The sequence below is a fragment of the Glutamicibacter sp. AOP38-B1-38 genome (assembly GCF_052377485.1).
Classification (GTDB): domain Bacteria; phylum Actinomycetota; class Actinomycetes; order Actinomycetales; family Micrococcaceae; genus Glutamicibacter.
This window is the reverse complement of the sequence record NZ_JBQSWU010000037.1, coordinates 1-24,248: the sequence shown is the minus strand read 5'-3', so window position 1 is coordinate 24,248 and position 24,248 is coordinate 1. Positions and strand designations below refer to the sequence as shown.

Genomic DNA, 24,248 nt, shown 5'->3' with positions numbered 1-24,248 from the left:
GCAATTCCGCCGCGCTCGCCGGAAACCGCCGAAGCGGGTGCCGCGAAGCCAAGTGCGCCCAGGCCCGCCAGCGCCGCGGCTCCAGCCATCACGCTGCGCCGGGCGAGGGCTTGGTTGGGGACCGGGCCAGCGTTGTGGTCGTGTTCGCACATGGGTGTGATTGCCTTTCGACATGGGAGGTTTTCCTGAAACTCTATAGCAGGGCAACGCTGGCCTGAGGTGCAAGTCACATTGTTAACGTCGGGAGCTGGCTCGGGTTTTGCGCGTCCTGGATTTCCCGGAGATACCGCACAGCAGAAGGCGTGAGGAGCCGAGCGCGGTGGACTCGAACTATCCGCTGGCGCCTGCCTAGGAGGAAGCTGCCGTGCGCGGTGGCCCGAGGAATCCGGTGGTTTTGCGCAAGACCTCTTCGACCGAATGCAGTTCGCATTCCCAGAGAGTCAGCGATTCCCAGCCCAGAGAAGCCAGGTCATGGCGGTTGCGGCGATCGCGGGCGATATTGGCGTCCAGCTTCGGGTTCCAATACCCGGTATTGGACGAGGGACGGCGGCGCCCCACAGGGCAGTCATGGCCATGCCAAAAGCAGCCGTTCACGAAAATCACCTTCTCCCTGGCCGTGAACACCAGATCCGGCGAGCCAGGCAGTTTGCCGCCGCGCAGGCGAACGTCTGGATGCTCCGCGCAGATTGCGGCTGACTTCCGCACCGGTAGCGCTCCATGCAACTGGTAGCGGTAGCCTGCGGCATGCAACAGACTGCGCAAGGTGAGTTCGGGTTGGGTATTCTTGCTCGCGATGCGCGACATGATCCGCGAGCGCTGCTCGGCCGATACGGTGTCCATAATCCATTGTGCGCGCTTGCTTGCGGGGCGAGCCAGCTCGGTTGGCTGGCCACAGTGATTTCAAATTTGACCTGCCCAGCCTTGGAGCAATTGGCAGGAATTCACTGACCAGTTCCCACTCGGCGCGACCCGAGCAACGGACTAGTCTTCTTTCGCTTCAGGCGACTCCGAGCCAGAACGCGATTCAGTATCGGTGACAAATCCGAAGTCCCTCGTGTCAGGCAGTGGCGACCAACCGAAGGATCCATAGCTTTCCTCGTCCGGTTCCCCGCCGTTCAGATCTGGGTCTTCGGTGCCGCCGAGGAAGTTCCGGGTCAACGTCGCGGAATCGTCCATGAGGTCCGCCGCTGAAATGCGCACGTGCCGTTCGGTGACCGGCACTCCGGCGATGGACGCGGTCAAGATGGCCCGGCGGATTACCTCGCGGGTGAATGACGCGGTAGTGCCCTCGGTCAGCTGAGCCACCGAGTCCACCGTTTCCTGGGACAACTCCAGTTTTGAACCGTAGAGCCGCAGCAGCGCCTTGCGCCCGTCAAAATCGGGCCGGGGTATCTGGACCGCCAGATCGATACGTCCCGGACGCTGGACTAGAGCCCGTTCCAAGGATTCCACCCGGTTGGTGGTCAGCACAAATGACACGTCTGCGTCAGGATCCAGTCCATCCATTGAATCCAAGACCTCAAAGAGCAAGGGCTGCGGTCCATGGCCAAAGCTGCGGTCTTCGGCAATCAGATCGCAATCCTCGAGCACCACGATGGATGGCTGCAACGCACGAGCCATGGCTGAGGCCTGCGAAACCAAGGACAAGGTATTGCCGTTGAGCAAGATGACCGTATGATCCTTAGCCGCCGAAGCCAGATAACGAACCGTGTGGGTCTTGCCCGTCCCCGGCGGGCCATAAAGCAACACCCCGCGTTTGAGATGGGAACCGTGGGCCAAGAGGGCATCACGGTGAATTCCGATGCCCAGAACCTGCTCTTCGATTCGTTCTCGCAGACCCGTTGGAAGGATCAGCTGCTCGTCACTGATTTCTTCGCGCTGGTGGAAGGTGATGCCGGCATTTGATTCGGAGTACTCGCTGGACTTGAAGGAGATGACTTGTCCGCGGTAGATGCTGGTGGTGTGCAGTCCCTCGCGGAAATCGGCGAGGAAGGAATCGACAAGCTTCTCATCAGTGCACAAGACTTCCAAAGTCGCTTCCGGTTTGCCGTATTCCGGGTTTGCCTGGCGCAACAGGATGACCATGGGTGTTTGCCCGGTGGTGAATAAGTGAATGCCAAAAGACAGGAATCGTTGCTGCCTTCCAGGACCCACCGCTAGCGTGGTGTAGGAAGGTTCGCCAAGGACGCCGAAGTTGCCTTGAACGCCAACCAAGTCGCTCAGGTCAAAATGATGCCGTTCCTGGCCTGCCAAACCGATGACTCTTGCCTGCGGATCAACGCAGATCAATCGTTCCAGGACAATGTTCGCGTCGGCCAAGCGGTGGGACGCGAAGTTTTCAACAACGAGGGAGAGCGTGCCAGGATCTAATCCTAGATGTTCAGCCAGTACAGGGGCCAGGAGCTGCCCCTTGTGGTGCTCTTGGTATTGGTCGGCGAGTCTCGCTAATTGAGCGAAAGACTTCATGAACCCGCGCAATTCTTCATCCATGAGCCGAGAATACCAGTGGATGCGACCAATGAACCAGAGCCTGACTTGGCTGGTTAATCAGTACGCCGGGATCCGCTGAGCGTTTACCTGATCCGGTGACCGGGGAACGCTGCCGGCCGCTACCGCAGTGAAGTCTGATTGAATCCGGCCAGCTCTTCACGCCTCGCCATGATGGTGGGAGACTATCGGTATGCGAGAGTCGTAGTTTCGCGGTGACCGCGAATTCGTGAATGCACGAGAGGCGAGGACCATGTCGGATAAAGAAGTCTTGGATCAGGCAACCCGAGAAGCCAAGCTATCGCAGCTACCACACTGGCGATACGTGCTGGGAGTTCTGCGCACGGCTTTCAAATGCCCCTCAGCTGCCGTCGCCTTGGAGTTCTTCGCCGAAATCGGCGCGTTGGCGGAAGCATCCAACCACCATCCGGATGTGGACTGGCGCTATGACACCTTGTTCGTGTCACTGGTCTCCCATGATGTCGAGGGAGTATCGCTGCGCGATACCCAACTGGCCGAAAAGATCTCTGAGCTTGCCGAGAAGCATGGTGCCCCGGCGAATCTGAATCTCATTCGGCCCGTGGAAATAGCCATCGATACCGATGACCGGGAACAGATCTCGGAAATCTGGCGCACCGCGTTGGGCTACAAGGAGCAGAGCGACGGAAGCCTCACCGACCCCTACGGGCGTGGACCGGCCATCTGGTTCCAAAGCACCGATACCCCCAATGACAACCGATTCCATGTCGATGTCTCGGTGCCGCACTCCCACCATTGGGATATCATCGATGGGCTCAAGCTCGTCGGAGCCAGGCTGAACCACGACCATGCGCCGAGCTTCGTGGTGGCCACGGATCCGCAGGGAAACAGGCTCTGCGTTTGCACCGAGATGGGCCGGTAGATCGAGTTTCAGTTCAAGTGCGGCAACTTGACCGTAGAATAGCGAAACTGGCCGGCTGCTAATCCAGATAAGAATTACCGTGGAAGAAAGTGGGCAACTTTCGCGGCCCGCTGGCGAAACTGCCTGTTCAGATTGTCGCTGAAACGTGCCATTTTGCCTGCCTGAAGGTCGGTTTGGAGCGGTTCTACGGTCCACGTCCAAGCCAAGTGCCCGGCGCGTAATCCATCTCACTTGAGGCGCCCAGCTGGAATATAGTTCCCGGCTGGCAGGTTGCACGAAGCAACTACAATCTTCAGGAGTCCTAACTATGGATCTGTTCTCACCGCTTACGCTCGGAGATCTCAGCCTTTCCAATCGACTGGTGATGGCGCCGCTGACCCGTTCACGCTCCCGCAAGGACGGGGTCCCCGACGACCAAGTGGTCGAGTACTATCGGCAGCGCGCATCGATGGGCCTGATCGTCAGCGAAGGCGTTTATCCCAGCGTGACCGGCCAGGGGTTTGTCCGCCAGCCTGGACTGGCCACCGCGGAGCAGATCTCCGGCTGGAAGAAGGTTACCGACGCGGTCCATGCCGAAGGCGGACTCATTGTTGCTCAGGTAATGCATGCCGGGCGAGTGACGCATCCGGGGACCACCGGGCAGGACCACATCGTCGCGCCAAGTGCCATCGCCGTGGAAGGCGAGTCGCGGACCTACACGGGCAAGCACCCCTACCCGGTGCCTCGTGCCCTGGGCGCCGTTGAACTGCCGGGAATCATCGAGGAATTCGTGCAGGGCTCGCGCAATGCCATCGCCGCCGGATTTGACGGGGTCGAGCTGCATGGTGCCAACGGGTACCTGCTGCATGAGTTCCTCGCGCCGAGCGCCAACACCCGCACCGATGGCTATGGCGGGTCTCCGGAGAACCGCGCCCGCTTTGTCATCGAGGTCGTGAAGGCGGTGGCCAACGCGATCGGCGCGGGTAAGACCGGACTGCGCATTTCTCCCGAGCACAACGTCCAGGGTGCCACCGAGCTGGATCGAGCCGACGTCACTGCGACATACACGGCCTTGCTTGAAGGAATCGCCCCGCTGGGCCTGGCTGCCTTGAGCATTCTGCATAAGGAACCCTCGGGGGACCTCGTCCAGGGTCTGCGTACCACCTTTGGTGGACCGGTGCTGCTGAATACCGGGTTCCAAACGGTTACCACTTATGAGGATGCCACCGCGGTCGCCGCCGGTGGCTGGGCGGATGCGGTTGTGGTGGGACGCCCCGCCATTGCCAACCCCGACCTTGTGCGCCGCTGGCGCGAAGAGTTGCCACTGAACGAACCGGATGCCTCCACCTTCTACACCGAGGGTGCCGAGGGCTACACGGACTACCCGTTCTGGCAGAACTAGCCGCTGGGCCAGCCAAAGATGGCATGAAACAAGTCGCATCTCTCCGGTATTCACCGGATGGATGCGACTTGTTCGTTTTAACCGGTCTCGGCTACCCGAACCATGGCTTTTCCGCGGCGGCAAGAGTGCCATCACTCTTGGAACTTGTCATCATCCAGCGTCAGCAGGGAGACCTTCTGCGAGAAGTTCAATGTTATAGAGAACTCTTCAGTTGTGCTGCTCCTGCGCCTTGGCTCGGCGCTGCCTTAACGAATGAGGTTGCTGCTGCTTAGACTCCGCTCGAAGCACTGAGCGCGGCCACCAGATCCTGGCTGTGTTGATGTTCGGCGAAGGATAAGAACTCGTCCAGACTGCGATGCTCTACGAGTTCGCCTTCGTAGAAAACGGCCACGTTGTCACTGACATAGCGGATCACGTCCATGTCGTGGGAAATGACCACCAGGCACAACCCCAGCCGATCGCGCAGCTCCAGCAGGAGATCCAAGATGTGGCGCTGGGCCACGGAATCCAGCGCAGAGGTCGATTCGTCACAGATCAGCACCTGCGGGGCGACCAGCAAGGCGCGGGCTATGGCCATGCGCTGCAATTGGCCGCCCGAGCACTGGCCGGGTTTTCGGTCCAGCAGCTGCTGCGGAAGCCCAACCTGGGTCATGGCATTCTCAACGATTTTCGTGGCCTCTAGCACCGGCAATCGGTGCACCGCTGCGCTAAGGCTCTTGCGAAGCGTCAGGGCAGGATCAAAGGAGGAATATGGCTCTTGCGCAATGACCTGAACGGCGTTGGGCGTGCGGTGCTCATGATGGTTCAGGACTTGGCCGCTGGTTGGCTGCTCCAGGCCGGCGAGCAGTCTGGCGAAGGTGCTTTTGCCTGAGCCCGAGCGTCCCACCACGCCGAGGATTTCACCGGCATGCAAACGCAGCGTGGTGGGTTCCAGAGCCGCGCGGCCCTTGGCCCGGCGCGTGTAGTTCTTGCCGGCCGAGCGGGCTTCGAGGATGCATCCGGAACTGATTTCGCGTCGCTGCCGCTGCCCGGCTTGGCTGGCATCAACCAGTTCACGTGTTTTGGCGTGCCGGTCCTTGGAGAAGATCATGGCAGTGGGGCACTGGTCAATGATTTCGCCGTCGCTGACCACCACGATTCGATCCGCGATGTGCCGGACGCTGGCGATGTCGTGGGTGATGAGCAAAATGCCCAGTCCGCGTTCTTGCTGTTTGCGGCGCAGCAATTCCAGGACCTCGGATTTCAGGATGGAATCCAAGGAAGAGGTGGGCTCGTCGGCCAGGATGAACTCCGGGTTCCCCGCCAAGGCAATGGCCAGCATGGCTCGCTGAGCCATGCCACCGGAAAGCTGGTCCGGGCGCTTGCCGGCGATCTCCGCGGCCGGGGCGAGCCCCACCTCATGGAGCAGGGCTTCGACCTGGGCCTCGTGTCTGCGGGCCTTGCCAGCGCTGTGAGCCCCGAGGGCCTCGAGCAGGTGCGCGCGGACGGTGAGGCGCGGGTTCATGACACGCTTGGGCTGCTGGAACAGCATGCCGATGCGCCGCCCGCGCACGGCGTCCATGCCCTTGTCATCAAGCTGGTCAATGCGTTCGCCGCCCAGCAGGATTTCGCCCTCGGCGCGCAACTGGGCCGGCAGCAGGCCCATGATCGCCTTGGTCAGCAGAGTTTTCCCGGAACCCGAGCGTCCGACCACGGCAACGAGTTCGCCGGCGCGAACCGAGCAGCTGACCTTGGAAAGCAGCGCTGTGCTTCCGGTGCTGACCGATAATTCGATGATTTCAAGTTCTTTAGTCATTCAGATCAGCCTTGGCCTCGGCGGCGAGGACATCTTGCCCGTTAAATGCCTGGGTGATGCGGTTGCCCAGCAGGGTCACGCAGAAACTCACCAAGAATATTGCCGCACCCGGTGCGATCAGGCCCCAGGGTGAACGCGTTGCATGTGGCTGCGCGTCGGCGAGCATGGATCCCCAGTCCGACTGCGGCGGCTGGACGCCGATGCCCAGATAGGACAGCGAACCGAGCAGGACCAGCAGCAGGCCAAAGCGCAGCGCGGCCTGGGCCAATACCGGGCCGAGAACAAAGGGAAGCACATGGTGGCGCAGGATGAACCAGCGCGAGGCACCCACGTGTTTGGACGCTTCCACATGGTGGGTGGAGAGGGCCTGCACCGCCAGCGAACGCACCAAGCGTGCCGTGGGAGTCCAGGCCACCACGCCCACGGAGAGCACCATGGTGGTGAATCCGGGGCCCATGACCGCGATGATCAGCAGCGCTATCACGATCTCCGGCAGCGCCAGCAGCAGGTCGTTGACCCGCAGGAAGATCTCGTCGAGCCAGCCTCCGCGCAATGCGCTGAGCAGGCCCAGGCAGGTACCCACCAGCAAGGAGAACAGTGTGGTGATCAGCGCTACGGCCAAGGAGAAGCGTCCGCCGTGAAGCACCCGGCTCAAGGTGTCGCGTCCCAACGCGTCGGTGCCGAGCAGGTGCGCCCAGCTCGGCGATTCAAGACGTTCGGAGAGGCTTTGCGCATCCGGGTCGAAAGGTGAAATCCACGGCGCCGCGATGGTCGCGAACAGAACGATGAGCAGGATGATCACCGGCGGGTTGAACAGCAGCCCCCGAAGGGATTTTTTAGTCATGGCGTACTCCAATGCGCACATTCGGATCGCTGAGCCGGTGCACCAAGTCGATGATCCCCGTGGCCAGCACGGCGCAGGCCACGACCACCACAACCCCGCCCTGGGCCACCGGGATGTCGGCGTCCACGATGGCCTCGAAGATCAGCCGTCCCATTCCGGGGATGGCAAAAATGACTTCCACGATGACCGAACCGCCCAGCAGGCCGGCGAACCACACCCCGACCATGGTCCACAACGGAAGCAGGCCATGGGGGATGACGTGGCGGATCAGCGCCTGGCTTCGGCTCAGGCCGCGGGCCCTGGCGGCCAGCACATGTTCAGAATCCAGCGCCTGCTGCACGCCCGAGCGTACCGCCACGCTGAAAAAGCTGATCGGCCGCAGTGCCAGCACGAACACCGGAAGCACCAATGATGCGGGGGATTCGAATCCGGCCGACGGAAGCAAGGACCAGCGCACCGCGAAGAGCAAGACCAGCAGCGGAGCCAGCGCATATTCGGGAATGGCAATCAGCGCGTGGGTCACCGAGGTGATGATCCGGTCCGGCCATTGCCCGGCACGGGTGGCCGCAAGCACACCCAGCACTATGGAGACCAGGATGGCCACCAGCAGGGCGCAGCCGGCCAAAGCCAGGGTGACGCCAATGGCGGGCAGCACCTGGTCGACCACCGGAGTTCCGCTGACAAAAGAGACCCCCATGTCGCCGGTGAAAAACCGGCCAAGCCAGCGACCGAACTGCACCAGCATCGGGTCATGCAGGCCAAATTGCTGGGCATAGGCTTGCACCGCCGCCTCATCCGCGGCTCCGATGTCCATGCGCGCTCTGAGCAGCGCGCGCACCGGATCTCCGGGGGAGACAAAGGGTACGAGAAATACCGCGAAGGACGAAAGCAGGACCGCTGCGCCGAGTCCTACGACTCGGCGCAGCGCCGATGAGAGGGATAGCAACTTACTTGGTCTTCGCCAGATCCTTGGTCAACACGTAGCGGGTGAGCGGGTCCTGGACGTAGCCCTGGACCGAGTCGCCGACGGCGTCGATGGACTGTTCGTTGACCAGCCACACATTGGCCGCATCCTCGGCAAGGATGTCTCCCGCCTCGCGGTAGAGCTGGTGGCGCGTGGCCTCGTCGGTTTCGCTGGCCGCCTTGGCAATCAGTGCGTCGTAATCCTCATTGCAGTAATGGCTCAGGTTGTAGCCGCCCTGGCAGGTGTAGTCCGCCTGCAGGAACCCGATGGGGTCTGCAATATCGATCATGCGATTGCGCTGGCTCAGGATCATGTCGTACTTGCCGGCCAGTACATCTGGTTCGGCGGCGCCGTAGGACTTGGTGACCACGTTGGCCTGGAGGCCGATCTGCTTGAACTGCTCCTGGATGATGGCGCCGACCCCGGCGAATTCAGCGCGTTCGGTGATCGCGATAATCTCCAGCGGCTGATCTTGCGCATACCCGGAATCGGCCACCAGCTTCTTGGCTTCGTCCAGATTCAGCTGGGGGACGGCCAAGTCGGGATTGGCCCAGCTTTCGCTTGGCGCGAAGGGGCCGGTGGCGGGCTGCGCGGCACCCTCGTAAATGCTTGCGGCGATGGCGGGCAGGTCTAGCGCCATGGTTGCCGCTTTGCGCAGCTTGACGTCATTGAACGGTGCCCGTGAGTTGTTCAGGTAGAGCGTCGCGGTGCGTGGAGAATCGGTTTTGAGCACGCTCACCGAGTCATCCGATTCCAAGGTGGCCAAGCTGGTGGCCGGAATCGACATGGAGATGTCGGCTTCTCCGGTCTGGACCTGGGTTGCGCGCGTGGCGCCCTCGGTGATGTAGCGGATTTCGCCGCCGGCCAGTTTCGCGGTGCCGTTCCAGTAGTTCTCGTTGCGGTCCAGGGTCAGTGACTGGCCGGCCTTTTCGGAGACCGGGGTGAACGGTCCGGTGCAGTGGCCAAACGGGTCTATGCCCTTGGACGTATAGGCATTAGGGGAGAGGATACCGGCATTCACGCTTGCCATGCGGTAGGGCAACAGCGGATCAGCAGCTGGCGTGGTGACGCGGACGGTGTCGGCATCGAGAGCGGCGACCTTGCTGATGGTCTTGGGGTTGATGGCGCGTGCCGGCGCGGCGGCTTCGAGCACGTGGCTCAACGATGCGGCCACGGCCTTCGCATCCAACGCGCTGCCGTCCTGGAACTTCACGTCCGGGCGGAGCTCAAAATCCCACTGCGTATCGGAAGACTGCTTCCATGATGCCGCAAGCATCGGCTCGACTTTTTTCTCGGTCTGGTCATACCGGGTCAGGGTTTCCAAGCACCCGGAGATGGACAGCACATAGGCATCATCGCTTTCCAGCGCCCAGTTGGACACCGGCGCGCGGAAATTGGCCACAACTACGCGAGCGTCTTGATCCGCGGCCTGCTCCGGTGCGGCATCCTGCGTGGAGGTACTGCAGGCGGTCAGCGCGAGTGCAACGGCCGCGATTCCGGCGGCTGCGCTCAAACGTCCAAAGTTCATGGAAATCCTTCGGCATTACGTAATGAATAGGCTTCTAAAGCATTAGGGCCTTGGTAAGCGTACCCTAATTAGCCGCACCGAGAGGCTGTCCTGGGCCCATAGAAAAAGCAGAGTCAAAACAGAGCTGTTTGATTGGAAGCGAGATAACAGCCTGAGTAGTGCGGAGTTGATGATTGGCGTGGAAATTCTGCGTCGTTTTACCTAATATGTCGTAGTTCACGAATGCCGGGCGGAGGTGCCGACTCGACGCGCGATGCGCGACGTACAAATGGAGGCCAAGACCAGCGGAACAACCAGAACCATCCATGGCAGGTATCCGGGCAGCAGCTCCTGGCCGGCCCGAGTCAGCAGCAACCCGATGAGCATATTTCCCAGCAGTACCGCCAGCCCGCCGCAACTGGACAGCAAGCCGAAGTAGGAACCGGTGGCACGTGTGCCGGCAAATTTCGGGACCAGGCTCAGCGCGGTGGGATGCACGCTCATATGTCCCAGCGTCAGCAGGGTTACCGCGCACATGATCCGTGCCGCTCCGGGTTCGCCGCCGAAGGCAGAGGCGGGAGCGAACGCGAGTACCGCGAACCCGAGTGCGCTGAAGAGATACCCGAACCGCAAGGTTATGAACGGACCTAGACGGGTGGCGAGCCACGCAACGGGCAACTGCAAGGTCAGCGTCAAAATGGAAATCCAGGCGAAGACCAGGCCCAGCCACTGGGTGGGCAAGTCCATGCGCGCCAGCTCCAGAGGAATGGCCAGGTAGAGCTGGTTATAGGCCAACAGGTCCGATGCGTGCAAACCGCAGAACGCCACAAATCTGCGGTCTTTCAGGCATGCACGCAGACTGCTCTTCGGGATGCTTCGCTGCACCGAATCATTGCCAGCGCCCCGGGGGGAAATCCCTGGGGCCTCCCGGCGCAGGTTGGCCCATAAGAACAGGCCGATGGCGACGAAGAAGACCGCCCCGAATCCTGCGACGGTCGAGAAGCCCCAGCCCCATAGCGCCGCCCCGACCAGCGGTCCGGTGACCGCTCCGATTTCGCCGGTAATGCTCAGCCAGGCAAAGAGCGTGGTGCGTTTGGTTTCGGCCGGCTTTCCGCGTTCTCGGGCTGCTTGGGCTGCGGCCACCAGGACATTGAGCCCGGGAGAAAAAAGCGCTCCGCCAAATCCGGTCAGCAGGGTTCCGAGAATGAACATCCAAAGCACCGGGTTGCTGGCCCACAACGAGGCGGCCAGGGTGAAAAACCCGGCCGCGCGAACCGCGCAGCCGATGAGGATCATTTTTCGTGCGCCAAAACGGTCCGCCAGGCTGCCGCCGGCGAGGAAGAGCCCCTGCTGGGCGAAGGTGCGAATCCCCAGAATGAGTCCCACCGCGGTGCCGGCCAGGAGGAAATCATTGGTGAGGACCACGGCAAGAAATGGCACCACCGCGTAGAAGCCGATATTAAACAGCGTCTGGGTTCCGAGGAGGACGGGAACTTCGAAGCGCGGGGAGCTAGTTTTCATGGACCTCAGGGAACGTGTTGGGCCGCTTCGATATTCTGGCGATGATCAGATCCTTCGGTTTCTTAGGTTTTCGTCGGCAGTATGGCCACCGGATTGCAATTTTAGCCAGCAATAACCCGATTGTCAGAAAGCCGCCGCCGCTAGCCGTAACGGCGGGGCGGATTGTTGGCTGCTCTCGGGGTCTTGGGCAAGCCAATCGACAGCAGGGCAGAGGCGGATAGCCGCTCGAACTACATGCTCCGCGGATTGCGTGGAGGCCCCAGGAATTCCGCAGCTCTGCGCAGGACCTCGTCCATCGATTTCAGTTCGCATTCCCACAGCGTCAGCGAATCCCATCCAAGCAATGCCAAATCTTGCCGTTTGCGCTTGTCCCGGGCGATGTTGGAATCCAATTTCGGGCTCCAGTATTCAGCATTGGATGAGGGGCGGTGTTGGCCCGCAGGGCAATCGTGACCGTGCCAGAAGCAGCCATTCATGAAAATCACTTTGTTCCGGGCGCTGAAGACGAGATCCGGCGAGCCAGGCAGCTTGCCCCCGCGCAAAAGGATTTCCTGGTGTTCTTTGCGCAGCGCGGCCAACTGCCGGACAGGCAATGCTCCGTGCAACCGGAATCGGTAGCCGGCGGCATGCAGCAGACGTCGCAAGGCGAGTTCCGGGCGGGTGTTCTTGCCGGGGATCCGCGACATGAGCCGCGAGCGCTGCCCAGCAGTCATGATGTCCATGGTCCATTGTGCGCACGGATCGGCTCTGCACGCCACGGTTCCACTGCAGACTATCCACGAGAGGCAGCTGGAACTCGAGGTCGGTCTGTTCTGCTGGGGCCGGGGTATGTCATTGAAACCTATTGCAACGGTTTACAAGACCCGGGCGCGCCAGTAGGTTGGGCCTCGAGAACGGCAATTCGTCGACCGTTGGCCCGGGCAGCACTGAAACCACTAAGGGGAAACTCAATGAAAGCAGCACGATACTACGACCAGCGGGACATCCGGATCGAGGACATCGACGAGCCGGAACTGAAGCCGGGCACGGTGGCCATTGACGTGGCCTGGTGCGGTATCTGCGGGACCGACCTGCACGAATACCTTGAAGGGCCGATCTTCATCCCGCCGGCCGGGAAGCCTCACCCGATCTCGGGTGAAAGCGCACCGGTCACCATGGGCCATGAATTCTCCGGAACCGTCACGGCCCTGGGGCCAGGAGTCACCGGACTCGAAATCGGCGAAAACGTGGTGGTAGAGCCCTATATCGTTCATGAAGACGTGGACACCAGCCAGGGACAGCCCTACCAGTTGTCCGAGAATATGAACTTCATCGGCTTGGGCGGCCGCGGTGGCGGACTTTCGGAGAAAATTGTGGTCGAACGCCGCTGGGTGCACCCCATCGGCCGGATCCCGCTTGATGAAGCCGCACTAATAGAGCCGCTGTCGGTTGCCCACCATGCGTTCGTCCGATCGGGGGCCAAAGCCGGGCAGGTTGCCATTGTCGGTGGTGCCGGTCCGATCGGATTGCTGACCGCTGCGGTGCTTAAAGCCAAGGGGCTTCAGGTCTTCGTCTCGGAGCTTTCCGAAGCCCGCAAGGCCAAGGCCCGCGAAACCGGGGTGGCCGATGATGTCTTCGATCCGCGGGACGGGGACGTGGCGCAGAAAGTGCGCGACGCAACCGGAGGTCGCGGCGCCGATGTCGGATTCGAGTGCTCCTCGGTTCCTGCGGTGCTGGACATGCTCCTGGATGCGGTGTCTTCGGGCGGGGTGATCGTCAACGTTTCGATCTGGGGCCATAAGCCACCAGTTGACATGCCCAAGCTGGTGCTGAAAGAGATCGATCTGCGGGGAACCATCGGCTACGCCAGCGATCATCCGGACACCATAGCGCTGGTGCAGGGCGGGAAGCTGGACTTGGCGCCCTTCATTACCGGCCGGATCGGACTTGACGGGCTGGTGTCCGAAGGTTTCGACCAGTTGATTAACAACAATGAAGAGCATGTGAAGATCATCGTGAATCCGCGCGCCTGATCTGGCTGTTGTCGGCGCCGGCAGAGCAACCGACCGGCAGAGCTGGAGGACTGCTCTGCCGGTCGGGCTTTGCATTTGCCGTTCCCTCTGTAGGCGGGGGTCGCCACTGTTCGTGGCTCGCGGGAGGAATTTACTGCTGGACCGCGCCTTCCAGGTCATCCAGTGCCATCTGCGGTGGCTGGCGCCTGAATCCCCTGGTCGTGAAGCCCAAGATGATCCCGCCGATGACCAGCCAGATCGAGCCGATGGCTACCGCGTGCATATCCAGCTGCAAGAGCAGGAATCCGATCACCAACACGCCGATGGCCGGGCACAGGACATAGAGCAGCGGGTTCAGCTGCCTGCCGGCTTGGCGTTCTCGTGCCCAGTAGACGATCACCGAGGCGTTGACCATGATGAAGGCGATGAATGCCCCGAAATTGATGAATGACGTCGAGGTGGCCACGTCCATGAATATGGCGATCAGGCCCACCGCGGCAATGGCCAGGATCGAGAAGACCGGGGTGCTCCACCGGGCGTTCAGCTTGCCGAAGAAGCCGCGTGGAAGCACCCCGTCACGGCCCATGGCGTAGAGCAGCCGGCTGCCGGCGGCTTGGGCCGCGATGCCCGAGGTGAATTGGGCAATGACCAGGGCGGCGAGGAAAACCGCTCCAAAGAGATTGCCGCCGACCTGCTGGGCGACTTCGAAGCCCGCCGCCTCCGAATTCTCGAAGACGCCGCCCGGATGCACCAGCTGCACGGTGTAGGCCACCACCACGAAGATGCCGCCGCCGATCAGCGCGATCAGCATGATCGCCTTGGGTACGGTGCGCCGCGGCTCGACGGTCTCCTCGGTCAACGTGGTCACTGCATCGAATCCGAGGAAGGAATAGGCAGCGATGGCCGCGCCGCCGGCGATGCCAGCGGCGGTGGCATCGATTCCGGTGAACGGAGTGGCGCTGGCCAGTCCGTTAGCCCCTTGCTCGCCGACGACGCTGGCCACGGAGAGAGCCACGAAGAAGACGATGACCAGGATCTGGAAGGACATCAGGACCAGATTCACCCGGTCGGCCACCTTGATGCCCACGATGTTCAGGATTGTCGTGGCAACAATGAAGCCCAGGATCCATACCGGCATGGGTACCGCAGGGAACTGCGCCTGCAGGTAGGAACCTCCGATTAACCAGATCACCATGGGCAGGAACAGGTAGTCGAGCATGGTGGCCCAGCCGACCAGGAAACCCAACCGGCCATCGATAGTCTTGCGTACGTAGGTGTAGGCAGAGCCCGCTACGGGGTAGGCGGCTGCCATTCGCCCATAGCTGTTGGCGGTGAAAAGCATCGCCAGCAAGGCAATGAGGTAGGCGCTGGCGCTGGCGCCGCCGGTTTGCGATGCGATGACCCCGAAGATGCCCAGGACAATTAGCGGTGTCAGATAGGCCAGGCCGAAGATCACCAGCGAGGGCAACGTCAAGGTGCGTGTGAGGGCAGTGGTGGTGGACATGGAAAACTCCGTTGTTTTCAGTAGGGGAGGTGAGAGGGAAACGATCTAGGAGCGGGGACCCGGGGCCCAACGGGAGGGATCAAGCATGCCGTTGTACATAGGCAGCTTGATGGGCTGATCTCCAGGCTGCAATTGGGACCAGACCCGGTTAGTTCCGGCCGTGCCCTGCTCGTGTACGCGCTGTAATCTGGTTGGATCGACTCGCACCACGAGCGTGTCTTCGCCCAGCCCGGCTTCGCCTAGCACCATGCCTTCGGGATCCACCGCGATGCTGCGGCCCCGGCCGGCGGGGTGGGCGCAGTTCACGCTGAGCATGTAGACCTGATTCACGATGGCGTTAGCTCTGGCCAGCACCAGTTCTTGTTCGCGGTCATCGCTGGTGGTCTTCACGACGTTCACTATGGCCCCGGCGCCCATCCACGCGAGATGGCGGGAATGCTCGGGAAACCACGCGTCGTAGCAGTTGGACAAACCGACCGGGCCAAAGCCGTCCAGTGCGGCCACCACGAATTCGGTGCCCGGCTGATGCGGCTCAAAGGGCCGCCAGGGGAACATCTTGCGGTAGCTGGCCGCCAGGGTTCCGTCCGGGGCGAAGAGCAGCTGGGTGTTGTAGTAGCCGCCGGCAGCGTCGCGTTCCCCGATGCTTCCCGGGCAGAGCCAGATCCGGTGTGCTTCCGCGATCCGGCCGAGGGCCGCGACGAACGGATCATCCAGCGGGACCGCGGCGTTCACCAACGCTGCACTCCGTTCGGCTTCGGGCAGATGCTCGGTGCCGTGCAAGTGCATTTCCGGGTAGGCCAGCAGATCCATCGGTCCGAAGCGATCTAGCGTCGCGGCTACGTCCTCGGCAAAACCGTCTACCGAGCTCGACACGGGCAGCGGAGCGCGTTGGGCCAGGCCGGCAATGATTTCTTGAGGCACCATGAACTTCTTTCGGAGATATATAACTGATCAATATGAGCAGTTATATAAATGTATGTGATGCAATCGATAGACTCAATACATGACGGCAAAAAATAATCCGGGTTCGGCTAATGCCGAGAAACGTGAAGCCGAGCGATTGCTGCATGCGGCACCGGGCTCCGCAGCTGTTACTCGGCTTACGGCGATGGAAACCGTCCGTGCACGAATCCTGCTGTCGGTCGAACATCGACTGCTTGCCCCAGGCGGCAAATTGCCAAGTACCCAGCTGATCGCCGCCGGCCTTGAAGTCAGCGTCATCACGGCTCGTCGCGGGCTGGAAAGCCTGGTGGCAGACGGGGTGCTCGAACGGCGTCCCGGGCGAGGCGGCGGGACCTTCGTGGTGCAAGATCCGCCGCAGCTCAATGATTCCTCGGTCCAAGCATTCCGCGCAGATGAAGGTGCGGTGCTCCGGTTGATCGACCAGCGCAGCCTCATGGAAAGCGCCGTTGCTGCGCAGGCCGCACTACGCGCCACCGAGGAGCAGTGCCAAGAGTTGGAAGAATTGATCAGCCAATCGGCACGTGCTGCAAGCTGGCATGAGCATCACATCCCCGATACCCGTTTCCACCGCCTGCTTGCCGAAATCAGCGACCTTCCCGAGGTACCTGCCTACCTCGCCGCTTACGAAGAACTGCTGAAGTACTTCGTGCCCTATCCGCAGGAGAAGCTGGAAGTTGGCCGAGGCCACCACCGGCAGCTGGTTAACGCTCTGCGGCGCCATGATCCCGTGGAGGCCATGTCGGTGACCCAGGAACATGTGGCGGCACTGAGGGGAGAGATGTTCTTCGGTCTTGGAACTGGTGGAGGGCGCTAGTGACGGCAATAGGCGGTGCGCTGCTTGCCTGTGCTCCGCTGCCTTTTCGCCGGCGAGGAAGTGTCCCTGCTTGTCGAAAGTTCGAATCCCCGGCATAAGTCCCACAGTGGTGCCGGGCGGAAGGAAATCATTGGTGAGGACGACGGCAAGAAATGGAACCACCGCGTAGAAGTCGATGTTGAACGGCCTTTGAGTTCCGAGAAGCACGGGAATTACGAAGCGAGATGAGTTAATTTTCATTGACCTCGGAAACGCGCTGGTCCGCAACGGCAATCCTGAGATGGTGAAATACCGTGCATCGCGATGCTCGCCGGGAAGGGCGGGATACCGGACCTAAATATTAGCCGGAACTTTCTTGCGACCAATGTGCTGCCGAACCGGTAGCATCGCTGGCCCATGCATCCTTTCGGTCGCGTGCTCCAAGTGGCAGACTGTGGGCACAACCTCCGGCCGCCTGGCTGACCAGCCCCGCGGTTGCCTGAAACGACATTAACCCACTGAGACGGGAAGGACGCGTCATGGCAAAACTCAGAGCGCATAATTTGAGCATTTCGCTAGACGGCATGGGCAGCGGGGTGAACCGCAGCCTCGAAGAACCCTTCGGGCATGCAGGGGAGCGACTGCACGAATGGTTCATCCCCACCCAGACCTTCCAATCGCTGGTGGGCAACGAAATGCGCGTACCTCTGGACGAGGCTGCAGCCGAGGACGACGTTTTTGCCCGGAGGGCGTTTGACGGTCTTGGTGCCGAAATCATGGGTGCCGGAAAGTACGGTCCTCCGAGGTGGGAAGAAGACCCCAGCTGGTCCGGCTGGTGGGGAGATGAACCACCGTTCCATTCTCCGGTGTTCGTGCTCAGCCACCGGAAGCGTGAATCCCAGACGGTGGGGGAGACGACCTTCCATTTCATCGATGCCTCCCCGCAGGAAGCCCTGGAAGCAGCCGTCGCGGCCGCCGGCGGGCTGGACGTGCGCCTCGGTGGCGGCGTGCTCAGCGTGCGGGAATTCTTGCGCGCCGGACTGGTGGACTATCTGCACGTGGCGCTAGTTCCGATCCTCTTAGGACGCGGTGACAGGCTCTGGGAGGGTCTTGAAGGGATGGAGCGAAACTACTCGATCGCATCCACTTCGACGAGCAGCGGGGTGACGCATCTGGAATTCACCCGGATCGAGTCCTAGCGAACCGAATGTGTAGCTTCGTCACGCGCCGTCTTGCCTTCGGGCGGGGCGGTGCTGGCAGACTGGGGTCAAATGCCATGGGATCGGCACCCCGGAGTATCCGGGCATGGCAGAAAAGCCACCAAGCGAAGGAGCATGAATATGTACGCAGTAACGAATCCTGCCACCGGAGTCGTGGAAGCAACCTACCCCATCGCCTCGGACGCGCAAATCCAGACCGCGATTACCACCGCCCATCAAGCCTATGGGCAATGGTCCGTCTCTGCGTTGGCCGAGCGCGTAGCACTGCTTGAACGCGTGGCAGATATCTATGAGGCGCGTGCCGAAGAGCTCGCCGGAATCATCACCCGTGAGATGGGCAAGCCGATGAAGCAGTCGCTCGGCGAAATCGGCATCGTGGTGTCCATCTACCGCTACTACGCCAAGAACGGTCCGAAGTTCTTGGAAGATGAAGAACTGGAAATTGCCTCGGGCGGCAAGGCGCTGGTGCGCAAGGAAGCGGTCGGCGTGCTGCTGGGCATCATGCCGTGGAATTTCCCGTACTACCAGGTGGCGCGCTTCGCGGCGCCCAACCTGATGAACGGCAATACGATCCTGCTCAAGCACGCACCTCAGTGCCCCGAATCCGCGCTGGCCATGGAGCAGATCTTCCGTGAAGCCGCAGCGCCGCACGGCGCCTACCTGAACATCTTCGCCACCAATGAGCAGGCGGCGGACATCATCGCGGACCGCCGCATCCAGGGCGTCTCGCTGACCGGCTCCGAACGCGCGGGCGCGGCGGTGGCAGAGGTCGCCGGGCGCAACCTGAAGAAGGTGGTCCTGGAACTGGGCGGTTCTGATCCGTTCCTGGTGCTGCCCGACGTCGATGTGGAACGGACCGCGAAGCTTGGCATGCGGGCCCGCTTCGGCAATACCGGGCAGGCCTGCAACTCGGCCAAGCGGTTCATCGTGGACTCCACTGTGTATGAGGACTTCTCCCGGGCGCTCGCCGAACAGGTGTCCGCCATCAACGTCGGCGATCCAACCCAGGCGGAGAATTTCCTCGGCCCGCTGTCTTCGGCGGCGGCCCGCGAAGGCCTGGCGGAACAGGTGCAGGACGCCATCGACAAGGGCGCCACGGTGCTCGCCGGCGGCAAGCGGATCGAAGGCGTCGGCGCCTACTACGAACCGACCATCCTGGCCGATGTCACCCCGGAAATGCGTGCCTTCTCCGAAGAGCTCTTCGGGCCGGTGGCGGTGCTCTACAAGGTGGACGGCGAGGAAGAAGCTATCGCGTTGGCCAACAACTCCGACTACGGCCTGGGCGCCTCGGTCCACACCAAGGACCTGGCGCGCGCCGAGCGGATCGCCGCGCGGCTGGAAAGCGGCATGGTGGCCATCAACGAACCTTCGGCCTCGGCGGCCGAATTGCCCTTCGGCGGGGTGAAGCGCTCGGGGATCGGCCGGGAGCTGGGCAAGTACGGCATGACCGAGTTCATCAACCACAAGCTGGTGAAGATCGCCGGGCGCTAGCCGACTGGTGAGTTTGGCAGCGGGCCTGTTTCCCAGGAATCTCTGGGAAGCAGGCCCGCTGGTGGTTAAACGCCCAGCGCCTCGCGCAGCCTGGACACATGCCCCTTCGCATCCACGGCATATTCGATCTGGCTGATCGTGCCGTCCGGAGCAACCACGGCGGTGGAGCGCAGCGTGCCGACAAAGGTCTTTTCTCCGAAGCTCTTCTCGCCGAAGGAGCCGTAGGCCTTGGCCACGAGGTTCTCCGGGTCCGAGAGCAGCGGGAAATTCAGCGACTCGTCGGTGGCGAACTTCGCGATCTCGGCGGGCTCGTCCGGGGAGATACCCAGGACTGAGTAGCCGGCGCTCTTCAGCGAGTTGAGATTGTCGCGGAAATCGCAGGCCTCGGTGGTGCACCCTGGGGTGGCTGCCTTGGGGTAGAAGTAGACGATGACGTTCTGGCCTGCGAAGTCGGACAGCGAAACCTCTTCGGACTGCGCGTCGCGCAGGGTGAATTCTGGTGCCGGCTGACCCGGAACCAATTTAACTGCTTGTTCTGACATCATTCCAACTTTCGTATAACGATAATTAATTTCCATCATATGAGGTTTAGTCGCCCAAGGCTAGGGCGATTTCACCCACCACTTCATTCGGCGCCGGCGGCGGCTGTGCGCAATTATTCACCGGAATTTCGGAAGAAATTAATGATTGGCAAAAATCAATCGCAAGGATGATCTTCACTGTCGGCAGCACGGGCTAGACTGACAATCGCGCTCGAAACACCCTGCCTTTAATCCGAAGGTGCAGGATGCTTCGGTGCAGATGGAGTAAGGACAATACCTCATGCTTCTGAAGATCATCCTCAGACACAGCAAACCCTACGCCGGCTGGATCACCGCCGTCGTCATCTTGCAGCTGGCCACCACGATCGCCACGCTGTATCTACCCAGCCTGAACGCCAAGATCATCGACACCGGTGTGGTCAACGCCGACGTCGACTACATCTGGCGGACCGGCGGAATCATGCTCGTGGTCGCCTTCATCCAGGTTGCCACGGCGATCGGCGCCGTGTACTTCGGGGCCAAGACCTCGATGAGCGTTGGCCGGGACATCCGTCAATCGGTGTTTGAGAAGGTCTCCACCTTCTCCGCCCAAGACGTGAACAAATTCGGCGCGGCCACGCTGATCACCCGCGGCACCAACGACGTGCAGCAAGTGCAGATGCTCACCTTGATGGCGCTGAACTTCATGATCACCGCACCGATCATGTCCATCGGTGGCGTGGTCATGGCCATCCGCGAGGATCCGGGATTGTCCTGGCTCGTCTGGGTGGCAGTTCCCCTGGTGCTGGTTGTCGTCGGCATCCTGGTGATCAAGCTGATGCCATTGTTCCGCGATATGCAGAAGCGCATCGACGGGATCAACGGCGTGCTGCGCGAGCAGATCACCGGCATCCGCGTGGTGCGTGCCTTCGTGCGCGAGCAGCATGAAACCGAACGCTATGCCGATGCCAACCAGAAGCTGACCATCCTCGGGGTTAAGGTCGGCAATCTGTTTGTGCTGATGTTCCCCGCCATTTCGATGATCCTGCACCTGTCCACCGCGGCCGTGCTGTGGTTCGGCGGGCATCGGGTGGACAACGGCCAGGTCGAGGTCGGTGCGCTGACCGCATTCCTGCAGTACCTGCTGCAGATCCTGATGGCGGTCATGATGGGTACCTTCATGGCCATGATGGTCCCGCGTGCGATGGTTTCGGCAGACCGCATCGGCGAGGTGCTCGACAGCGATCCGAGCATGGTCGACGCGGCGAACAACGGCATCGCGCTGCCTACTCCGGGCACCGTCGAATTCCGCAACGTCAGCTTCGGCTACCCCGGTGCGGACGCACCGGTGCTCTCCGACGTGTCATTCCTCGCCAAGCCCGGCCAGACCACTGCGATCATCGGATCCACCGGCTCGGGCAAGACCACCTTGCTGAACCTGATCCCGCGGCTCTACGACGCCACCGAGGGTCAGGTGCTCATCGGCGGCATTCCGGTGCGCGAACTTGGCCGGGAGCTGCTTTCGGAGAATATCTCCGCGGTTCCGCAGCGCCCCTACCTGTTCTCCGGAACCGTGGCCAGCAACCTGCGCTTCGGCGCCCAGCAGGCCACCGAGGAAGAACTCTGGGAAGCGCTGCGCATCGCCCAGGCAGACGATTTTGTCGCAGCCCGCGATGAGCAGCTCGACTCCAGGATCTCCCAGGGCGGCACCAACGTCTCCGGCGGGCAGCGCCAGCGTTTGTGCATCGCCCGCGCGCTGGCCGCGAAACCGAACACCTACCTCTTCGACGATTCGTTCTCCGCCTTGGATGTGAGCACCGACGCCAAGCTGCGTGCGGCACTGGACGAGCCGACCAAGGACGCCGCGGTGATCATCGTTGCCCAGCGCGTGTCAACCATTACCGGGGCAGACCAGATCCTGGTGCTGGAGCATGGGGCAATTGTTGCCCGAGGCACCCATGAGGAGCTTCTCCAGTCCTCGGAAACCTACCAGGAAATTGTTTCATCCCAGCTCAGCGCGGAGGAGGTGGCCTAAATGGCAGCGAAGAAAGAAGGCGGCGAGAAGCTCGCCGAAGTTGATGCGGATCTCGCCGAGGTAGACGAGTTCGAGGTGGCCGCGGCCTCCGGAGGCTGGGAGGAAACCCCGGTGCGCAAGGCCGAGCACTTCTGGCCTTCGGCCAAGCGGCTCATCGGGCTGATGGGCCCCTACAAGGTGGGCATGAGTCTGGTCTTCGCGCTGATCACCGTGTATGTGGTGCTCTCGGTGATTGCACCGCGGATCCTGGGACGCGCCATGGACGTGATCTTTGCCGGGCTGATCGGCAAGGACATGGAACTGCCCGCGGGAACCACCGCCGAGCAGGTCATCCAGGGTATGCGCGATGCCGGGCAGGACTCCCAGGCGGACATGCTCTCCCGGGTGGATTTTGTCCCTGGGCAGGGCATCGATTTCGCCCAGCTTTCGCAGTACATCCTGATCGTGCTGGCCATGTACTTCGTGGCCTCGATCTTCTCCTGGGTCTCGGGCTGGCTGCTGAACAAGCTGGTCATGAAGGTGGTCTACAACCTGCGCAAGGATGTGGAAGACAAGATCAACAAACTTCCGCTGAACTACTTCGACAGCCGCCAGCGGGGGGACATCCTCTCCCGAGTGACCAACGACGTGGACAACATCCAGAATGCCTTGCAGCAGGCGCTGAGCCAGCTGGTCCAGGCGCTGATGACCGTCATCGGCATCGTGATCATGATGTTCGTGGTCTCCTGGCAGCTGGCGCTCATTGCCCTGGTGGCGTTGCCGCTGTCCGGGGTGGGCGCAGGCATTATCGGTTCCAAGGCGCAGAAGCTGTTCACCGCGCAGTGGAAGAACACCGGTGCGCTGAACGGGCAGATCGAGGAATCCTTCTCCGGCCATGAGCTGATGAAGGTCTTCGGCCGCGAGGATGACATGGTTGAGCGTTTCACCACGCGTAACGAAGAGTTGTACAAGGCGAGCTTCGGCGCGCAGTTCGTCTCGGGCATGATCATGCCGGTGATGAACTTCGTGTCCTACCTGTCCTACGTGGGAATCGCGGTAGTCGGCGGGTTGCGTGTGGCTTCCGGGGCGATGTCCCTGGGCGATGCCACCGCATTCATCCAGTACTCGCGTGAGTTCACCCAGCCGCTGGGGCAGATTGCCGGCGTCGCGAATATGCTGCAGTCCGGCGTCGCCTCGGCCGAGCGCACCTTCGAACTGCTGGACGCCGACGAGCAGGATCCGGAAGATGCCCAGCGCCAGCTTCCGGAACGCACCGACGGGCACGTCTCCTTCGAAAGTGTGAGCTTCTCCTACAACCCGGAGCAGCCGCTGATCGAGGAGCTGTCCTTCGAGGCGGACCCCGGGCACACCGTGGCCATCGTCGGTCCTACCGGCGCGGGCAAGACCACGCTGGTGAACCTGGTGATGCGGTTCTACGAGCTGAACTCAGGGAAGATCATGCTGGACAACGTCAACGTCACCCAGCTGTCCCGCGCGGACCTTCGCTCGAAGGTCGGCATGGTGCTGCAGGACGCGTGGCTGTTCGGCGGATCCATTATGGAAAATATCCGCTATGGCCGGCTGGACGCCACGGATGAGGAGGTCATCGAGGCCGCGAAGGCGACCTTCGTGGACCGCTTTGTGCGTGCCCTGCCGGAGGGCTATGACACGCTTATCGACGAAGAAGGCACCAATGTGTCCGCCGGTGAGAAACAGCTGATCACCATCGCCCGCGCGTTCGTGGCCAACCCGTCGCTGCTGATCCTGGACGAGGCTACCAGCTCGGTGGATACACGTACGGAGGTGCTGGTGCAGCGCGCCATGGCGGCGCTGCGCAGCGACCGTACCAGCTTCGTGATTGCCCACCGCCTGTCCACGATTCGTGACGCGGACACCATCTTGGTGATGGAAGCGGGCCAGATTGTGGAGCAGGGCAACCATGAGGAGCTGCTGGCTACCCAGGGTGCTTACTACAACCTGTACCAGTCGCAGTTTGCCGGGCCGGCCGAGGATGTGGATGCGAATCCGGATACCGCCGCGGTTCCGGTGACCGGTGGCATACCTGTTGCCGGTGCCCCCGCGCCGCAAGAGGGCAGCGAAACAATCTAGTACCAGCTAGGCACGAGTCATGCCGCGGTGTAGGGGAGTTAATCCCAGCTGTCGCGGCATGACTCGTTTCTGAGAGTCGCCACGTTTCCAGAAGTGTAAGTAACTCTGGACGGCGCCAGGCAAAGTCGTCGAACAATACTCTCCGATGTTCACCCAGCGACTTATCGCGCGCTCAGAGGCGGGCGTCGGAACTGACTATGAGAGCGAGCTGCCCCAAGGCGGCAGGCTGAATTAGGTCTAGC

At 61.7% G+C, this 24,248-nt stretch carries 20 protein-coding genes; 8 read left to right on the top strand and 12 right to left on the bottom strand.

Annotated elements, in window-relative coordinates; translation table 11 throughout:
• Window positions 1-348: 348 nt before the first annotated feature.
• Both ACT3TP_RS16925 and ACT3TP_RS16920 read right to left on the bottom strand, forming a co-directional pair.
• Window positions 349-840, bottom strand: a complete 492-nt coding sequence (locus ACT3TP_RS16925; protein ID WP_444621134.1) for a very short patch repair endonuclease — start codon at window positions 838-840, stop codon at window positions 349-351.
• 141 nt (window positions 841-981) lie between these two features.
• Window positions 982-2,490: an AAA family ATPase gene (locus ACT3TP_RS16920; RefSeq protein ID WP_444621133.1), complete on the bottom strand. Its 1,509-nt coding sequence runs from the start codon at window positions 2,488-2,490 to the stop codon at window positions 982-984.
• A gap of 250 nt (window positions 2,491-2,740) precedes the next feature.
• On the opposite strand from ACT3TP_RS16920, the gene ACT3TP_RS16915 reads away from it, so the two are divergent.
• Together ACT3TP_RS16915 and ACT3TP_RS16910 are read left to right on the top strand one after the other, a co-directional pair.
• The gene (locus ACT3TP_RS16915) at window positions 2,741-3,388 is read left to right on the top strand and encodes a 4a-hydroxytetrahydrobiopterin dehydratase (protein WP_444621132.1); all 648 of its coding nucleotides are present in this window, start codon (window positions 2,741-2,743) and stop codon (window positions 3,386-3,388) included.
• A gap of 307 nt (window positions 3,389-3,695) precedes the next feature.
• Complete coding sequence (locus ACT3TP_RS16910; RefSeq protein ID WP_444621131.1) at window positions 3,696-4,769, top strand: alkene reductase; 1,074 nt, start codon at window positions 3,696-3,698, stop codon at window positions 4,767-4,769.
• Window positions 4,770-5,037: 268 nt separating this feature from the next.
• Here the strand turns inward: ACT3TP_RS16910 and ACT3TP_RS16905 are convergent, their stop codons facing one another.
• From ACT3TP_RS16905 to ACT3TP_RS16880, 6 genes are all read right to left on the bottom strand, one after another.
• Window positions 5,038-6,564, bottom strand: a complete 1,527-nt coding sequence (locus tag ACT3TP_RS16905; RefSeq protein ID WP_444621130.1) for an ABC transporter ATP-binding protein — start codon at window positions 6,562-6,564, stop codon at window positions 5,038-5,040.
• Window positions 6,557-7,408 carry an ABC transporter permease gene (locus tag ACT3TP_RS16900; protein ID WP_444621129.1) on the bottom strand — a complete coding sequence of 284 codons (852 nt, stop codon included), beginning with the start codon at window positions 7,406-7,408 and terminating at the stop codon, window positions 6,557-6,559. Before ACT3TP_RS16900 ends, ACT3TP_RS16905 begins: the two co-directional genes overlap by 8 nt.
• Window positions 7,401-8,354 (bottom strand): ABC transporter permease, encoded by a 954-nt coding sequence (locus ACT3TP_RS16895; protein ID WP_444621128.1) that lies wholly within the window; start codon window positions 8,352-8,354, stop codon window positions 7,401-7,403. Before ACT3TP_RS16895 ends, ACT3TP_RS16900 begins: the two co-directional genes overlap by 8 nt.
• Before the next feature lies 1 nt (window position 8,355).
• A complete protein-coding gene (locus ACT3TP_RS16890) occupies window positions 8,356-9,900 on the bottom strand; it encodes an ABC transporter substrate-binding protein (protein WP_096286115.1) in 1,545 nt (514 codons plus the stop codon).
• Window positions 9,901-10,116: 216 nt separating this feature from the next.
• Window positions 10,117-11,400: an MFS transporter gene (locus ACT3TP_RS16885; RefSeq protein ID WP_444621127.1), complete on the bottom strand. Its 1,284-nt coding sequence runs from the start codon at window positions 11,398-11,400 to the stop codon at window positions 10,117-10,119.
• Between the two features lie 230 nt (window positions 11,401-11,630).
• Window positions 11,631-12,113, bottom strand: coding sequence for a very short patch repair endonuclease (locus ACT3TP_RS16880; protein WP_444621126.1), 483 nt, complete (start codon window positions 12,111-12,113; stop codon window positions 11,631-11,633).
• A gap of 237 nt (window positions 12,114-12,350) precedes the next feature.
• On the opposite strand from ACT3TP_RS16880, the gene ACT3TP_RS16875 reads away from it, so the two are divergent.
• Window positions 12,351-13,412 carry a 2,3-butanediol dehydrogenase gene (locus ACT3TP_RS16875; protein ID WP_096286121.1) on the top strand — a complete coding sequence of 354 codons (1,062 nt, stop codon included), beginning with the start codon at window positions 12,351-12,353 and terminating at the stop codon, window positions 13,410-13,412.
• A 130-nt stretch (window positions 13,413-13,542) separates the two neighbouring features.
• Here the strand turns inward: ACT3TP_RS16875 and ACT3TP_RS16870 are convergent, their stop codons facing one another.
• Complete coding sequence (locus ACT3TP_RS16870) at window positions 13,543-14,895, bottom strand: APC family permease (protein WP_444621125.1); 1,353 nt, start codon at window positions 14,893-14,895, stop codon at window positions 13,543-13,545.
• 45 nt (window positions 14,896-14,940) lie between these two features.
• Entirely contained in the window at window positions 14,941-15,819 is an 879-nt protein-coding gene (locus ACT3TP_RS16865; RefSeq protein WP_444621123.1) for a carbon-nitrogen hydrolase family protein, read from the bottom strand.
• 79 nt (window positions 15,820-15,898) lie between these two features.
• Between ACT3TP_RS16865 and ACT3TP_RS16860 the strand changes: the two genes are divergently transcribed.
• The 3 genes from ACT3TP_RS16860 to ACT3TP_RS16850 all read left to right on the top strand — a co-directional run bounded on the left by ACT3TP_RS16860 (window position 15,899) and on the right by ACT3TP_RS16850 (window position 19,362).
• Entirely contained in the window at window positions 15,899-16,672 is a 774-nt protein-coding gene (locus tag ACT3TP_RS16860) for a FadR/GntR family transcriptional regulator (RefSeq protein WP_096286127.1), read from the top strand.
• Between the two features lie 518 nt (window positions 16,673-17,190).
• Window positions 17,191-17,850, top strand: coding sequence for a dihydrofolate reductase family protein (locus tag ACT3TP_RS16855; RefSeq protein ID WP_096286129.1), 660 nt, complete (start codon window positions 17,191-17,193; stop codon window positions 17,848-17,850).
• A gap of 141 nt (window positions 17,851-17,991) precedes the next feature.
• The gene (locus ACT3TP_RS16850; RefSeq protein ID WP_444621121.1) at window positions 17,992-19,362 is read left to right on the top strand and encodes an NAD-dependent succinate-semialdehyde dehydrogenase; all 1,371 of its coding nucleotides are present in this window, start codon (window positions 17,992-17,994) and stop codon (window positions 19,360-19,362) included.
• Between the two features lie 65 nt (window positions 19,363-19,427).
• Here the strand turns inward: ACT3TP_RS16850 and bcp are convergent, their stop codons facing one another.
• Together bcp and ACT3TP_RS16840 are read right to left on the bottom strand one after the other, a co-directional pair.
• Window positions 19,428-19,907: a thioredoxin-dependent thiol peroxidase gene (gene bcp / locus ACT3TP_RS16845; RefSeq protein WP_096286133.1), complete on the bottom strand. Its 480-nt coding sequence runs from the start codon at window positions 19,905-19,907 to the stop codon at window positions 19,428-19,430.
• Window positions 19,908-19,950: 43 nt separating this feature from the next.
• On the bottom strand, window positions 19,951-20,082 hold the full coding sequence (locus tag ACT3TP_RS16840; RefSeq protein ID WP_444621120.1) for a hypothetical protein: 132 nt from the start codon (window positions 20,080-20,082) through the stop codon (window positions 19,951-19,953).
• Window positions 20,083-20,184: 102 nt separating this feature from the next.
• Between ACT3TP_RS16840 and ACT3TP_RS16835 the strand changes: the two genes are divergently transcribed.
• Complete coding sequence (locus ACT3TP_RS16835; RefSeq protein ID WP_444621119.1) at window positions 20,185-21,918, top strand: ABC transporter ATP-binding protein; 1,734 nt, start codon at window positions 20,185-20,187, stop codon at window positions 21,916-21,918.
• The gene (locus ACT3TP_RS16830) at window positions 21,919-24,006 is read left to right on the top strand and encodes an ABC transporter ATP-binding protein (protein WP_444621118.1); all 2,088 of its coding nucleotides are present in this window, start codon (window positions 21,919-21,921) and stop codon (window positions 24,004-24,006) included. It abuts the gene before it with no gap.
• Window positions 24,007-24,248 lie beyond the last annotated feature (242 nt).